Here is a 14,342-nt window from a genome sequence, read left to right on the forward strand (position 1 = left end):
CTTCGGCGTGCGTGCGGTGGATCGTGGACGTGCGTGCGTGCGTGCGTGCGTGCGGGTGGGCGGCCCGAGGGCTCAGGCCCCGGGCGGCCCGGCGTACCGGAACGCGTCCCACGCGCCCAGCAGGTACTGGGCACCCAGCGCCCGGTCGTACAGACCGTATCCGGGCCGTGGCCGGTTCGTGGTGTTCTCGTCCCACAGGTGGCGGCCGTGGTCGGGCCGCACGTAGCCGGTGTACCCCGCCTCGGCGTACGCGCGCATGATGCCGGTCGTGTCGACGTCGCCCTCGCACGCCCGGTGCCCGACCTCGGTGAAGTCGCCGTTGCCGAAGTGCTTGATGTTGCGCACGTGGGTGAAGTGGATGCGGTCCATGAACGTGCGCACCGCGTCGACGGCGTCGTGCCCGGGGTTCGCGGAGAAGCTGCCGAGGCACAGGGTGAGCCCGTGGTACGGGCTCGGGTGCAGGTCGAGCACCCGCGCGAGGTCGGCCTTCGTCGACACGACGCGCGGCCAGCCGAAGATGTCGAACGGCGGGTCGTCGGGGTGCACCCCCAGCTTGACGTCGTGCTCCTCGCAGACGGGGATCACGGCCTCGAGGAAGTAGCGGTAGGCGGCGTACATGTCCTCGTGGGTGACGCCCTCGTAGGCGGCGCGCAGCTCGGCGAAGCTCGCGAGCCGCTCGGGCTCCCAGCCCGGCAGCGTGAGGCCGCCGGCCCCGGCCTCCATCTCGGCGATGAGGCTCTCCGGCGTCATCCGTTCCACCACGGCCTGCTCGTAGAACAGCGCGGTGGAGCCGTCGGGCAGCGGGTGCCACAGGTCGGTGCGCAGCCAGTCGAAGACGGGCATGAAGTTGTAGCAGACGACCTTGACCCCGGCGCGCCCCAGCCGGCGGATGGTGGTGCGGTAGTTCTCGATCGCCTCGTCGCGGCTGCGGCCCAGCACCGTGCGGCCGAGCTTGATCGACTCGTGCACGTTGACCGACTCCACCACCTCGGCGTCGAGCCGGCGGGTGACGCCGCGGGCGCGCGCGTCGTCGGACAGCCCGGTGATCCGCGCGACCTGCTCGTCGATCTCCGCCTGATCCCAGGCCTCGCCCGCCGCCTTGTGGTGCAGCGACCACACCACGGTGTCGACACCGGGGATCTGGCGGATCTGGTCGAGCGAGACCGTGTCGTTGCCCTCGCCGTACCAGCGGAAGCCCATCTTCACGTCGTGTTCCTCGTGCTCTGCTCGTCGTGCCGCGTTGTGAGCGGGCGTCTGGCCCACCGGATGCCGCGTGAGGGGGCCGAACGACCGCTCACGGCGGTGGGAGGGTCGGGTCAGGGGCGGGCGTAGGCCGCCTGGGGGAGGCGGTAGGCGAGGTCGACCGCCGTGTCGGTGGCCTCGTCGAGGTCCAGGCGGTGCTCGAGGACGAGGCGGGCGAGATAGCCCGCGTCCACGCGCCGGGACAGGTCGTGCCGCGCCGGGATGGAGCAGAAGGCGCGGGTGTCGTCGACGAAGCCGCTCATGTTGGAGAAGCCCGCGGTCTCCGTCGCGGCCTCGCGGAACCGCCGCATGGCGTCGGGGGCGTCGAGGAACCACCACGGCGCGCCGAGGCGCAGCGCCGGGTAGACACCGGCCAGCGGCGCGAGCTCTCGCGAGTAGACGTCCTCGTCGACGGTGAACGCGATCATGCGGAACCCCGGGTGGTGCCCGAACGCGTCCAGCACCGGCCGCAGCGACCGGGTGAACTCGGTGACCACGGGGATGTCGTAGCCCTTGTCGGGGCCGAAGGCGGCGAACGGGTCGCTCGCGTGGTTGCGCAGCACGCCGGGGTGGAGCTGCATGACCAGGCCGTCCTCGGCCGACATCGCCGCCATCTGGAACAGCATGTGCCCGCTGAACGCCTGCGCCTCCGCGGCCGTCACGGTGCCCGCCAGCGCGGCGTCGAAGACGCGCCGCGCCTCGACGTCGTCGAGCGGGGTGGTGTCGGCGGCCAGGTGGCCGTGGTCGGTGGCCCGGGCGCCCGCCGCGACGAACCGGTCGCGCTGCGTGCGCAGCGCCTCGAGGTAGCGGTCGTAGGAGGTGACGTCGACGCCGGCCGCCGCGCCGAGCCGTGCGACGTCGTCGGACCAGGTGGGCAGGTCCACGTGCAGCAGGGGGTCGGGACGGAACGTGGGCAGGATGCGGTCGCCGAGGCCGGCGGCGGCCAGCTCGGCGTGGGCGTCGAGCGCGGCCCACGCCGGGTCGGTCGTGGCGATGACCTCGATGTCGAACGTGTCCAGCAGCGCGCGCGGGCGGAAGGCGGGGTCGGCGATGCGGGCGGCGACCTCGTCGTACAGGGCGTCGGCGGTCTGGGCCGACGGCCGCTGCGTGACGCCGAGGTTCTCCACCAGCGCGTGCTCGAGCCAGTAGCGCGTGGGCGTGCCGCGGAAGTGCTTCCAGCCTGCGCAGAACCGGCGCCAGATCTCGCGCGGGTCGGTCTCGACGGCCTCGTCCGGCGTGGAGCCGACGCCGAGGCGCGGCAGGGTCTCCCCCTGGGAGACGAGCATGCGGGTGAGGTAGTGGTCGGGCACGACGAAGAGCTGGGCCGGGTCGCCGAACGACGGGTCGTCGCGGAACCACTCGACGGGGACGTGACCGTGCATCGAGACGATGGGCAGGTCGCGCACCGCGGTGTAGATCTCGCGGGCGACGTCGCGGGCCGCCGGGTCGGCGGGCAGCGCGCGGTCGGGGTGCAGGGTCCAGGGTTCGGTCACGTCGTCTCCTCGTCGGCACGGGCGACGACGACGTCGCCCCGCGGGCAGGGACGGTGCCCGCACGCTTGGAATCGATTGCAGCCATCCTGCCGTGAAGCGCTGTCCCGGCGCAAGGGTTTCCTTCAGCTGTCACGGGTGGGCGGCGCACTCCGGGGCCCCACCACGGGAAACGCACGGAGAACTCGTCCGGCCCGGGCCCTTGACGGCGCACCGGAATCGTTTGCACACTGTCGTCATCAACGACGATCGGACCGGGAGGTGGCATGGCGAACGCTCGTGACGTGGCGCAGCTCGCCGGGGTGTCGGTCTCGACCGTCTCCCGGGCGCTGGCCCGGGCCGGCAACGTCTCCGCCGCGACCCAGCAGCGCGTCGCCGAGGCGGCCGCCCGCCTCGGCTACCAGCCGGACCCCACGGCCCGCGGGCTGCGCATGGGCCGCACCAACGCCATCGGGCTCGTGGTGCCGGACCTCGAGAACCCCTACTTCGCGTCGGTGACCAAGGGCGTGCAGGCCCGGGCCCGGGCGGCCGGCTACGCCCTGTTCGTCACCGACTCCGAGGAGGACCCTGCCACCGAGCCCACGCTCGTCGCGGAGTTCGCCCGCCGCGTCGACGGCATCATCCTCGCCTCGCCGCGGACCGACGACGAGACCCTGCGCGGCATGGTCCACGGCGCCCCGACCGTGCTCGTCAGCCGCGACGCGGACGGCGTGCCCTCGGTCGCCGTCGACGACGCGGACGGCATGACGCAGGTGCTGGGGCACCTGCACGCGCTGGGGCACCGGCGCGTGGGCGTGGCCGCAGGCCCGGGCAACTCCTGGTCCGGCCTGCGCCGGGTCGCCGGGCTGCGCCGTGCCGCGGAGCAGCTCGACGGCGTCACCCTCGTCGAGCTCGGCTCGTTCCCCCCGTACTTCTCCGGCGGCTTCGCGGCCGCCGACCACGCCGTGGCCGCGGAGGTCACCGCCGTGGTCGCGTTCAACGACCTCATGGCCCTCGGCATCCTGGACCGGCTGCGCGGCCGCGGGGTGCGCGTCCCGGACGACATGTCGGTCGTGGGGTTCGACGACGTCGCGGTCGCGACGCTCGTGTCACCGGCCCTGACCACGGTCCACGTGCCCCGCGCCGGGCTCGGACGGCGTGCCGTCGACCTGCTCGTGGCCGCGATCGAGGCCCGCGGGTCCGAGTCGCCCGAGCTGGCATCGCCCGAACAGTCGTCACCCGAGCCGGGGGGAGCCGGTCAGGCGCCGTCGAGGGCCGCCGCGGCGGCCCGTCACCGGCTCGGCGTCGAGATCGTCATCCGTGGTTCGACGGGCGTGCCCGGCGAACCGTTCCGCCGTTCCCCGCTCCCGGGGACGGCCACCAGCAACGCCTCCAGCACCACCTGACGAGCACCTCCGCGTCGTCGTCGACGCGCTGGTTCCCGGGCACCGTCGCCCGGGGGAAGGAAGGAACGCTCATGCGCACCACCCGCACCAGGAACCGTCGCCCCCGGCTCGCCGCCGTCGTCGTGGGCGCCACCGCGCTCGGCCTCGTGGCCGCGGCCTGCGCGCCGCCGGCGACGGAGTCGGACGAGCCCGCCGCCGAGGCGGGCGACGTCCCGGACACGCCGTCGGAGCCCGTCGAGCTGCACATCCTCGACGTCGCCGGAAACCAGAAGCTCACCGAGCCGATGGTCGACGCGTTCGTCGAGGCGCACCCGGACGTCATCTCGTCCGTCACGTGGGAGACCGGCGGTGCGCCCGACGTCACCGGCATCGTCAAGCCGCAGGTGGACTCGGGGAACCTCTCGGTCGACCTCGTCCTCACCGGCAACGACGGCCTGTCCGCAGGGATCGGCCAGGACCTGTGGGTGCCGGTCGTCGACGACCACGGCGACCGGCTGACCAACCAGGAGAACTACCTGGAGCCGGCCGCGAAGATGCAGGAGCTCGCCGAGGGCTTCGGCGTCGTCGTCACGTACTACCCGTCCGGCCCGCTGCTGCAGTACGACCCGGGCGTGGTCAAGGACGTGCCGTCCGACCCGCAGGAGCTGCTCGACTGGGCCGAGGCGAACCCGGGCAAGTTCGGGTACGCGCGGCCGGCCAACTCCGGCCCGGGGCGCACGTTCCTCATGGGCCTGCCGTACATCCTGGGCGACTCCGACCCGCAGGACCCGGAGAACGGCTGGGACAAGACATGGGCGTACCTCAAGGAGCTGGGCCAGTACGTCGACAACTACCCGACGGGCACCGGCCAGGTGATCACCAACATGGGCGACGGCACCTGGAGCATGATCCCGACGACGACCGGCTGGGAGATCGAGCCGCGCAGCGACGGCCGGCTGCCCGACACGGTCGAGGCGGCGGCGTTCGACGACTTCACCTGGGTGACGGACGCGCACTACGCGGCCATCCCGAAGGGGCAGTCGGCGGACAAGATCTCGGCCATCGTGCTGCTGCTGCAGGACATCCTGACGCCGGAGCAGAACGCCAAGGCGTACGACCACGGCTACTTCTACCCCGGCCCGGCCGTCGAGGGCGCCACGCTCGACCTCGCGCCCGCGGAGTCGCAGCAGGTCATCGAGGAGTTCGGCCGCGACTGGTTCGACGACCTCATCGAGTCCGAGGAGAAGGCGACCCCGCTCGCTCCTGCCGAGATGGTCAAGGCGTTCGACATCTGGGACCGCGAGATCGGCGCGGGCAAGTACACCGAGGAGTGACCGGAGCCCGGCCCGCGCCGCCCACGAGGTCGTGGAGCAGGGCGCGGGCCGGCGGGCAGCACGACCACCCAGACGAGGAGAAGAGGTCACGATGGCGATCACTGCCGGCACGTTCGAGTCGCTCGAGCTGCGCGGGGTCGGACGCACCTTCGGCGGTCACGAGGCGCTGGTCGGGCTGGACCTGACGGTCCGGGCGGGCGAGTTCATCGCCCTGCTCGGGCCGTCGGGCTGCGGCAAGTCCACCGCCCTGAACTGCCTGGCGGGCCTGCTGCCGCTGACGCACGGGCAGATCCTGCTCGACGGTACGCGGGTGGACACCGTCCCGAGCGAGAAGCGCGGCTTCGGCATGGTGTTCCAGAGCTACGCGCTGTTCCCGCACCTCTCGGTCGAGAAGAACGTGGCGTTCGGACTGCAGATGCGGGGCCTGGGCAAGCAGGAGATCCGGCGGCGCGTCGACGAGGCGATCGACCTGGTCAAGCTGGGCGAGCACGCGCGCAAGCTGCCTGGTCAGCTCTCGGGCGGCCAGCAGCAGCGTGTCGCCATCGCGCGCGCCGTCGTGCTGGAGCCGTCGCTCGTGCTCATGGACGAGCCGCTGTCGAACCTGGACGCCAAGCTCCGGCTCGACATGCGCACGGAGATCCGCCGGCTGCACCAGTCCCTGGGCCTGACGACGATCTACGTGACGCACGACCAGGAGGAGGCGCTGTCCCTGGCGGACCGCCTGGTCGTGCTGCGCGAGGGCCGGGTGCAGCAGGTGGGCACCCCCGACGAGCTGTACGACCACCCGCGCAACTGGCACGTGGCGGACTTCATGGGCTACCGCAACATCCTGCCCGGCGTGGTCGTCGCGCCGCAGGGTGCCGGCGACCGCGTGCAGGTCTCGGTGGGATCGCTCGCGCTGTCCGGCCGCCAGGTGGACCCGGCGGGCTCGACGGCCCGGGACGTGCGCGTCGCGGTGCGGCCGGACGACCTCGTGGTCCTCGCCCCCGGCGAGGAGCCGCGCGACGGCAACGTGCTGCGCGGCACCGTGCTCGTGGTCGAGTACCACGGGCGCGAGTTCGCGGTCGTCGTGCAGGCGCCGGACGGCACCCTGCTGCACGTGCGGACCCCGGTGGCCCCGCAGGTCGGCGCGGAGCTCGCGCTCACCGCACCGGCGGAGCGGATCCTGGTGTTCCCCGCCGACCTGACGGAGCGGTCGGCCGAGCCCGACCGGGCGGAGGCGGTGGCGGCATGAGCACCGCGCCCACCGCCTCCGGGCACAGGACGCCGGACCGAAGGGCGCCACGCAGCACGGCCAGCCTGCGCCACCGGCTCGCGGAGCGCGGCGTCGACTCGTCGCTGTGGCTCATGGTGCCGGCCCTGGTGTTCGCGCTGGCGCTGTTCGTCTACCCGTTCTCCTACGGGATCGGTCTCACGTTCCAGCCGAGCCTGGCCGCGCAGGAGCGCTGGGGCGGCGGCGTGCTGGCGAACTACGTGGCGTTCTTCCGCGACCCGTTCGTCTTCGACTCGGTGTGGATCACGATGCGGCTGGCGCTGCCCGCCGCGCTGTTCAACGTGATCGCGTCCATCCCGGTGGCCCTGGTGCTGCGGCGCAGGTTCCGGGGCAAGCGGCTCATGACGTCCGTCCTGGTGCTCCCGATCACGCTCGGCACCGTGCTCACGGCGCAGGGCCTGCTGATCTTCGCCGGGCGGCAGGGCTGGCTCAACCGCTTCCTCATGGCGGCCGGGCTGGTCGACGAGCCGCTGCAGCTCGTGAACAACTACGTCGGCGTGATGCTCTCGCTGATCATCACGGGCTTCCCGTTCGCGTTCCTGCTGGTGTCGTCGTACCTGTCGGGCATCGACCCGTCGCTGGAGTCGGCGGCCCGGACGCTGGGCGCCGGCTGGTGGCAGCGGTTCCGGCGCATCACGATGCCGCTGCTGGCCCCGGGCCTCGCGACGACGTTCATCCTCACGTTCGTGCTCGCGTTCTCCGTGTTCCCCTCCGCGCGCCTCGTCGGTGACGCGATGGGCTCGACCCGCGTGATGTCGCTGATGGCGTTCCGGGCGTTCGGCGAGCAGAACGACTACCCGATGGCGTCCACGATCGCGCTGATGATGGGCGTGGTCGAGCTCGCCGTCGTCGCGCTCGTGCTCGCCTGGCGCGCTCTGCTCTACAAGGGATCGACGGGAGGCAAGGGCTGATGGCACTCGACGACGACGTCGACCGCGGCACGGTGGCGACCACCGAGGGCTCCGGCTCGGGCGGTCGCGCCCCGCGACCCCGCCCGGCCCGGGCACCGGGCGAGAGGTCGCTCGCGGCGTCCCCGTCCACCTGGTTCGTCTGGGCCGGTATGGCGGCCTTCCTCGTGCTGCTCCTGGGCATCCTCGTGGCGGTGGTGGTCGACTCGTTCGGCCGCGGATGGTTCCGCACCTGGCTGCCGCCGGAGTGGACCACCGACTGGTACTCCGGGGCCTGGGACCGGTTCGACCTGACGCACGTGGTCGGCGTGACCGTCGGCGTGGCGGTGACCGTCGTGGTGCTGTCCGTGCTGATCGGGGTTCCGGCCGCGTACCTGCTGGCCCGGCGCAGCTTCCCTGGCAAGCGGCTCGTGAACGTGCTGTTCCTGCTGCCGATCCTCATGCCGCCGATCACGTTCGGCATCCCGCTCGCGACGGTGATGTACGCGTTCGGGCTCGGCCGGTCCGTGATCGCGGTGATCCTGGTGAACCTCGTGCCGTCGGTGCCGTTCGTGATCCTGACGATGACGCCGTTCATCGAGCAGATCAACCCCGCCATCGAGTCGGCGGCGCGCATGTGCGGCGCCGGGATCCGCCAGGTGTTCACCCGGGTGCTGGCCCCGCTGCTGGTGCCGGGCATCCTGGCCGCGGCGATCCTCGTGCTCGTGCGGACCGTCGGGATGTTCGAGCTGACGTTCCTGGTCTCCGGGCCGCAGTCCGACACGCTCGTCGTCGCGATCTACCGTGCGATGACGTCGGCCGGCGGCGGCGAGGCCAGGCAGCTGATCTCCGCCATGGCGGTGATCTACACGACGACCATGCTCGCGATGCTGGTCGTCGCCCTCCGATTCGTGAACCCGACCCAGCTGGTCGCCCAGGTAAAGGACGCTCGTGACGACTGACAGGCTCCACCGCTCCGCCGTTCCCTCCGGCCTCGTCGCCCCCGTGGCGCCGGACCAGGTGGGCATCGTCCACCTCGGGATCGGCGCGTTCCACCGTGCCCACCAGGCGGTCTTCACCGAGCTGGCCGCTCGCGAGACGGGTGACCTGCGGTGGGGGATCCTCGGCGTCACGCAGCGGTCCGCGTCCGTGCGGGACCAGCTGCGCCCGCAGGGCGGCGTCTACTCGGTGCTCACGGCGGGCACGGACGGCACGACTCTCGACCTGGTCGGGTCCGTCGTCGACGTCGCGTGGCCGGCCGAGGAGACGCCGCGCGTGCTGGCCGCCCTCGCGGCGCCGACGACGCACGTCGTGACCCTCACCGTGACGGAGAAGGGGTACGCCCGGGACGCGGACGGTCGGCTCGACGTCGCGCGGGTGTCCGGGGACCTCGCCGCGCTCCGTGCCGAGCACGTGGTCGACGTCGACGTCGACGGCGATCCCGGCCCCGGGGCCGACACCCACCACCTGCTCGGCGGCGAGCCGGCGCATGCTCGGCCGGGGGAGAGCGCCGTCGGCCTGCTCGTCCGCGGGCTCGCGGCCAGGCAGCGGGCCTCCGCCGCCGCGGGCCAGGCACGGCCGGTCACCGTCCTGACGTGCGACAACATGGTCGACAACGGCCGGGTGCTGCAGCGCCTGGTGTCCGAGGCCGTCGACGCCGCGCTGCCGGGCGAGGCCGGCGACGACCTGCGGGCCTGGCTGGCGGCGGAGGTCACCTTCCCCTGCTCGATGGTCGACCGCATCGTCCCGGCCACCACGCCCGACCAGCGGGACCAGGTGGCCCGGGAGCTCGGTGCGCGCGACGAGGGGCTCGTCGTCGGCGAGCCGTTCCGGCAGTGGGTGATCGAGGACGATTTCGCCGGGCCCCGGCCGGCGTGGGAGCTTGCGGGCGCCACCTTCACGACCGACGTCGCCCCGTGGGAGCGGGCGAAGCTGCGGCTGCTCAACGGCACGCACTCGCTGCTCGCGTACGCCGGGCGGCTCGCGGGGCACACGACGCTCGCCGAGGCCGTCACCGACCCGGTGCTGGCCCGCCGGGCGCGCGCGTTCATGCTCGACGACGCCCTGCCGACGCTCGAGGCGCCGCAGGGCGCGGACCTGGGGGCCTACGCCACCTCGCTGCTGGAGCGGTTCGCCAACCCCGCCACCGGGCACACCACCGTGCAGGTGTCGATGGACGGGACCCAGAAGATCCCGATCCGCTGGGGCGGCACGATCGCGGACCGGCTGGCCGCGGGCGTGGTGCCGCGTCAGGCCGCGTTCGCGCTCGCCGCGTGGAGCGAGGTGGTGCGCCGGGAGGCGGCCGCCGGGCGCGAGGTCGACGACCCGCGGGCCGCGGAGCTGAGGCACGTGGTCCTGGACGCGGGCGGCGGTGACGCCGCGGCCGCCGGCGCCGCCGACGTGGCCCGGGCGCTCGTCGGGCTGCCCGGGCTGCTGCCGCCGGACGTCGCGGGCGACGCCGGGCTGGTGGCCGCCGTCGTCGCGGAGGTCGAGGCGCTCGCGGCGGTGCCGACCGCGGTCTGACGCCGCGGGCGCGGTCGTGCGGCCGGGGGGGGGCTCGGGCCTCCCGGCCGTCGTCGTGCCACGACCGGTGCCGGCCTGCCGGCGGCCGGTCGTGTCGCTCCGCCCGACCGGTCGCCCGCGGCGAGTGTGAGCGCTCACATCGTCGCGTCGTGGGCGCCGTCGGAAAGTCCGCTGTCCGGGCATGGCCGTTGCCAGATCGTGACCCGGGGGTCTGGACAACGCTTGCCGTCCGAGTATTGTATCGTTTCAAGTCGGCGGCCCACGGGCGGTGCTGAAGAGGGCACCGACGCGCCGACCACTGAGCAAGGAGGCTCACATGAGGATCACGCGCAAGGCCGCCGGCGCGGCAGCGGCCACCGTCACCCTGGCCATGGCCCTGACGGCCTGCGGGAACGGTGGCGAGCCCGCGGAGCCGGGGTCGGCCGAAGAGCTGAGCACCGAGGACGACATCACCATCTCCCTCGCCTGGTGGGGCGACGACGACCGTGCCGCGAAGTACGAGGAGGCGGTGGACCTCTTCGAGAAGGCCCACCCCAACGTCACGGTGCAGACGCAGTTCCAGGCCTGGGACGACTACTGGACGGCGCGGGCCACCGAGGCCGCGGGCAAGGCACTGCCCGACGTCGTCCAGATGGACCTGTCCTACCTGCGCCAGTACGGCGGCACGGGCCAGCTCCTCGACCTCAGCGGGCAGGTGGACGTCAACCTCGACGTCGCCGGGCTCGACGAGGCGCTGCTGTCCTCCGGGCAGATCGACGGCGCCCAGTACGGCATCCCCACCAGCACCAACACGCTGGCCCTCTTCTACAACGCCGACGTCCTGGCCGACCTCGGCATCGACCCGCCCGCCGAGGGCTACACCTGGGACGACTACAACGCCTGGGTCGAGGAGGTCTCGGCCAAGGGCGCCGGCGGCGAACCGGCCATCTACGGTTCCGCCGACTACACGGGCACCTTCTGGTTCTTCCTGCAGTGGCTGATCCAGCAGGGGGTCGATCCGTTCAGCGCCGACGGCCAGCTCAACTTCGACCAGGCGCAGATGGCCGAGTGGCTGAACAGCGGCCAGAACCTGCGCGACGGCGAGGCGTTCTTCCCGATCGCCCGCACCAAGCAGATCGAGCCGCTGGGCGGGTTCACCGTCAGCGAGGCGGCGTCCGAGGCGAGCTGGGACAACTTCCTCGCCGGCTACGTGGCCGAGACGGAGCAGGACATCCAGATGCTCCCCATGCCGTCCGGCGACAACGGGCCGCAGCAGTTCTACAAGCCGTCGATGCTGCTCTCGGCGTCGGCCAGCACCGAGCAGCCGGCGGCCGCCGCGGCGCTCGTCGACTTCCTCATCAACGACCCGCAGGTCGGCACGATCTTCGGCACGTCGAAGGGCGTGCCCGCCGTCGCCGCGCAGCGGGACGCGATGAACGTCGAGCCCGGCTCCATCGACGAGCAGGTCGTGGGCTTCGAGGAGCAGGTCGCGGACATCGTCACCGAGCCGGCCCCCGTGCCGGTCGAGGGCTTCGGCGAGATCGAGGCCGAGTTCAAGCGGCTGAGCGAGGAGCTCCAGTACGGCAACGTGAGCGTGGACGACTTCGTCTCGCAGTGGTTCACCTTCGCCGACGACGCCGTGGGGTCGGAGTGACGATGACGCTCGACGGCTCGGCAGCCGAGGCCGGCACCGCGCGGGGGACGGACGCTCCGTCCCCCGCGCGGGGGCGCAAGGCTTCCCGCCGCGGCGACGTCCGTGCGGGCTACGCGTTCCTGTCGCCGTGGCTGCTGGGGTTCGTGGCGCTGACGGCGTTCCCCATGGTGGCGTCGTTGTACCTGGCGTTCACGGACTACGACCTGTTCCGCCCGCCGTCGTGGGTGGGGCTGGAGAACTTCGTGGACCTGTTCCACGACCCGCGCTTCTGGGCGTCGGCGAAGGTGACGGCGATCTACGTGGTCGTGGGTACGCCGATCAAGCTCGCCGCGGCCCTGGCCGTCGCGATGCTGCTGAACATGAAGCACCGGGGGCAGGGTGCGTACCGGTCGATCTTCTACGCCCCCTCGCTCATCGGCGCGTCGGTGTCCATCGCGATCGTGTGGAAGGCGATGTTCATCGACGACGGCATCGTGGACCGGATCGCGCAGTTCTTCGGCGCGGAGCCGGGCGGGTGGGTCGGTGACCCGTCCAAGACGATGCCGATGTTCGTGCTGCTCGCGGTCTGGACCTTCGGCGCCCCGATGGTGATCTTCCTGGCCGGGCTCAAGCAGGTCCCCACCGAGCTGTACGAGGCCGCGGCGGTCGACGGTGCGGGACCGGTCCGGAAGTTCTTCCGGATCACGATTCCCATGCTGTCGCCGGTGCTGTTCTTCAACCTGCTGCTCGAGACCATCGGCGCGTTCCAGGTGTTCGCGTCGGCGTTCATCATCTCGGGCGGTACGGGCGGACCAGCGGACTCGACGCTGTTCTACACGCTGTACCTCTACATCAAGGGCTTCACCCAGTTCGACATGGGCTATGCCTCGGCCATGGCCTGGGTCCTGGTCGTCGTCGTCGGGGTCATCACCGCGATCTTGTTCAAGACGTCGAACGCGTGGGTCCACTACTCCGGAGACAACCGATGACCACACCGGCCACCACCACACAAGCCCCACCCGGACAGGTGCCAGGACGGGCCGGCGCGCTGCGGGCGGCGGCCCGGCGGCGCAAGGGCGCGCGCTCGGCCGGGTCCCACCTGCTGCTGATCGCCCTGACGGTCGTGGTCCTCTACCCCGCGGTCTGGATGCTCTCCAGCGCGCTCAAGCCGTCGTCCGAGATCATCGGGAACGTCTCCCTGTGGTCGGACCGGTTCTCCCTGGACAACTTCGCCACCGCGCTGTCCGGCATCGGCGGCGTGAGCTTCTGGACGTTCTTCGCCAACTCGATGATCCTCGCCGTGCTGTCCGTCGTGGGGGTCACCCTGTCGGCGTCGGTCAGCGCCTACGCCTTCGCACGGATCAGCTTCCCGGGCCGCAACGTCTACTTCGCGATCATGATCGGCACCCTGCTGCTGCCGTTCCACGTGGTGATCATCCCGCAGTACATCATGTTCAACGAGCTCGGCCTGGTGAACACCTTCATCCCCCTGCTCGCGGGCAAGTTCCTCGCCGCCGAGGCCTTCTTCGTCTTCCTCATGGTCCAGTTCATGCGCAACCTGCCGCGCGAGCTCGACGAGGCCGCCCGGATCGACGGGTGCGGGCACGCCCGCATCTTCGGCTCCATCATGCTGCCGCTGATGCGGCCCGCGATCATCACCAGCTCGATCTTCGCGTTCATCTGGTCGTGGAACGACTTCCTCGGCCCCCTGCTCTACCTCAAGAAGCCCGACATGTACCCGCTGCCGATCGCGCTGCGCCTCTACGTGGACCAGACCAGCGTGTCGGACTACGGCGCCCAGATGGCCATGGCCGTCCTGGCCCTGCTGCCGGTGATGATCTTCTTCATCCTCTTCCAGCGCTACATCGTCGACGGCGTCGCCACCCAGGGCCTCAAGGGCTGAGGCGGCGACGGTGATCAGGGCGACGGCGAGGACGACGGCGAGGGCGACAGCGAGAGCGGCCGGCGGAGGGCAGGCGCGGACGGCGTCCGGGCACGGCGGCGAGAGCCGCACGACGGCGGCCCTGGGGCTGTTCGCCGAGGTGGCGCTGGCCGGTGTGCTGGTCGCGGTGGGCAGCGTGCTGCTGGTGACGGCCGTGCCCTCGCTCGCCGCGGGCGTCGCGCACGTGCGCCGGCAGGTGAGCGGGCACGACGTCGGCCTGGGCCGGTTCGCCCGCGACTGGTGGGCGGCCGTGCGGTCGCTGTGGACGCTTGGCCTGGCGGCCGTGGGCGTCGCGCTGCTGCTGGTGCTCGACTGGCAGCTCGCGTCGTCGGGCGTCCTCCCGGGCGCTGACGTCGTCGCCGTCGTGGTGGCGCTCGCCGCGGCGGTCGTGGTCGTCGTGCTCGCCCGCGCCGCGGGCGTGTGGGCCGAGGGCGCCGCTCCGGCGACCGGCTCGCGAGGTGACGTCACCGTCCGCCGGGCACTGGCCGCGGGCGCCCGGCGCGCGCAGGACGACCTGGGCGGGTCGGCGCTGCTCGTGGCCGCCGTCGGGCTGTGCGCGGTGTTCGTCTGGATGCTGCCCCCGCTCGCCCTGCTCGCGGGCGGGCTGCTGGCCATGGCGGTCGTCGGCGTCGAGGCGCGGGGGGTGACCGACCGACCGGCCGCATGAGGGCCGAG

12 protein-coding genes are annotated in these 14,342 nt (G+C 72.4%); 10 read left to right on the plus strand and 2 right to left on the minus strand.

Going from position 1 to position 14,342, the window contains the following annotated elements:
- Positions 1-72 precede the first annotated feature (72 nt).
- Both LEP48_RS02605 and uxaC read right to left on the minus strand, forming a co-directional pair.
- Complete coding sequence (locus LEP48_RS02605; RefSeq protein ID WP_225564107.1) at positions 73-1,200, minus strand: mannonate dehydratase; 1,128 nt, start codon at positions 1,198-1,200, stop codon at positions 73-75.
- Between the two features lie 116 nt (positions 1,201-1,316).
- On the minus strand, positions 1,317-2,735 hold the full coding sequence (gene uxaC, locus LEP48_RS02610) for a glucuronate isomerase (RefSeq protein WP_225563966.1): 1,419 nt from the start codon (positions 2,733-2,735) through the stop codon (positions 1,317-1,319).
- Positions 2,736-2,998: 263 nt separating this feature from the next.
- On the opposite strand from uxaC, the gene LEP48_RS02615 reads away from it, so the two are divergent.
- The 10 genes from LEP48_RS02615 (at position 2,999) to LEP48_RS02660 (ending at position 14,334) form a co-directional block, all read left to right on the plus strand.
- Positions 2,999-4,117: a LacI family DNA-binding transcriptional regulator gene (locus LEP48_RS02615; protein ID WP_225563968.1), complete on the plus strand. Its 1,119-nt coding sequence runs from the start codon at positions 2,999-3,001 to the stop codon at positions 4,115-4,117.
- Positions 4,118-4,188: 71 nt separating this feature from the next.
- Positions 4,189-5,430 (plus strand): extracellular solute-binding protein, encoded by a 1,242-nt coding sequence (locus LEP48_RS02620; RefSeq protein ID WP_225563969.1) that lies wholly within the window; start codon positions 4,189-4,191, stop codon positions 5,428-5,430.
- Positions 5,431-5,521: 91 nt separating this feature from the next.
- Positions 5,522-6,664, plus strand: a complete 1,143-nt coding sequence (locus LEP48_RS02625) for an ABC transporter ATP-binding protein (RefSeq protein ID WP_225563970.1) — start codon at positions 5,522-5,524, stop codon at positions 6,662-6,664.
- On the plus strand, positions 6,661-7,614 hold the full coding sequence (locus LEP48_RS02630; RefSeq protein ID WP_225563971.1) for an ABC transporter permease: 954 nt from the start codon (positions 6,661-6,663) through the stop codon (positions 7,612-7,614). The genes LEP48_RS02625 and LEP48_RS02630 overlap by 4 nt, the downstream gene beginning before the upstream one ends.
- On the plus strand, positions 7,614-8,552 hold the full coding sequence (locus LEP48_RS02635) for an ABC transporter permease (RefSeq protein WP_225563972.1): 939 nt from the start codon (positions 7,614-7,616) through the stop codon (positions 8,550-8,552). The genes LEP48_RS02630 and LEP48_RS02635 overlap by 1 nt, the downstream gene beginning before the upstream one ends.
- Positions 8,542-10,113 (plus strand): mannitol dehydrogenase family protein, encoded by a 1,572-nt coding sequence (locus LEP48_RS18680; protein WP_225563973.1) that lies wholly within the window; start codon positions 8,542-8,544, stop codon positions 10,111-10,113. The genes LEP48_RS02635 and LEP48_RS18680 overlap by 11 nt, the downstream gene beginning before the upstream one ends.
- A 316-nt stretch (positions 10,114-10,429) precedes the next feature.
- Positions 10,430-11,746: an ABC transporter substrate-binding protein gene (locus LEP48_RS02645; protein ID WP_225563974.1), complete on the plus strand. Its 1,317-nt coding sequence runs from the start codon at positions 10,430-10,432 to the stop codon at positions 11,744-11,746.
- A gap of 2 nt (positions 11,747-11,748) precedes the next feature.
- Positions 11,749-12,714, plus strand: a complete 966-nt coding sequence (locus LEP48_RS02650; RefSeq protein WP_225563976.1) for a carbohydrate ABC transporter permease — start codon at positions 11,749-11,751, stop codon at positions 12,712-12,714.
- Positions 12,711-13,628 (plus strand): carbohydrate ABC transporter permease, encoded by a 918-nt coding sequence (locus LEP48_RS02655; RefSeq protein WP_225563978.1) that lies wholly within the window; start codon positions 12,711-12,713, stop codon positions 13,626-13,628. Before LEP48_RS02650 ends, LEP48_RS02655 begins: the two co-directional genes overlap by 4 nt.
- 10 nt (positions 13,629-13,638) lie before the next feature.
- A complete protein-coding gene (locus LEP48_RS02660) occupies positions 13,639-14,334 on the plus strand; it encodes a hypothetical protein (protein WP_225563980.1) in 696 nt (231 codons plus the stop codon).
- The last annotated feature ends 8 nt before the right edge of the window (positions 14,335-14,342 follow it).

The organism is Isoptericola luteus, assembly GCF_020297055.1.
In the GTDB taxonomy this organism is placed as follows: domain Bacteria; phylum Actinomycetota; class Actinomycetes; order Actinomycetales; family Cellulomonadaceae; genus Isoptericola; species Isoptericola luteus.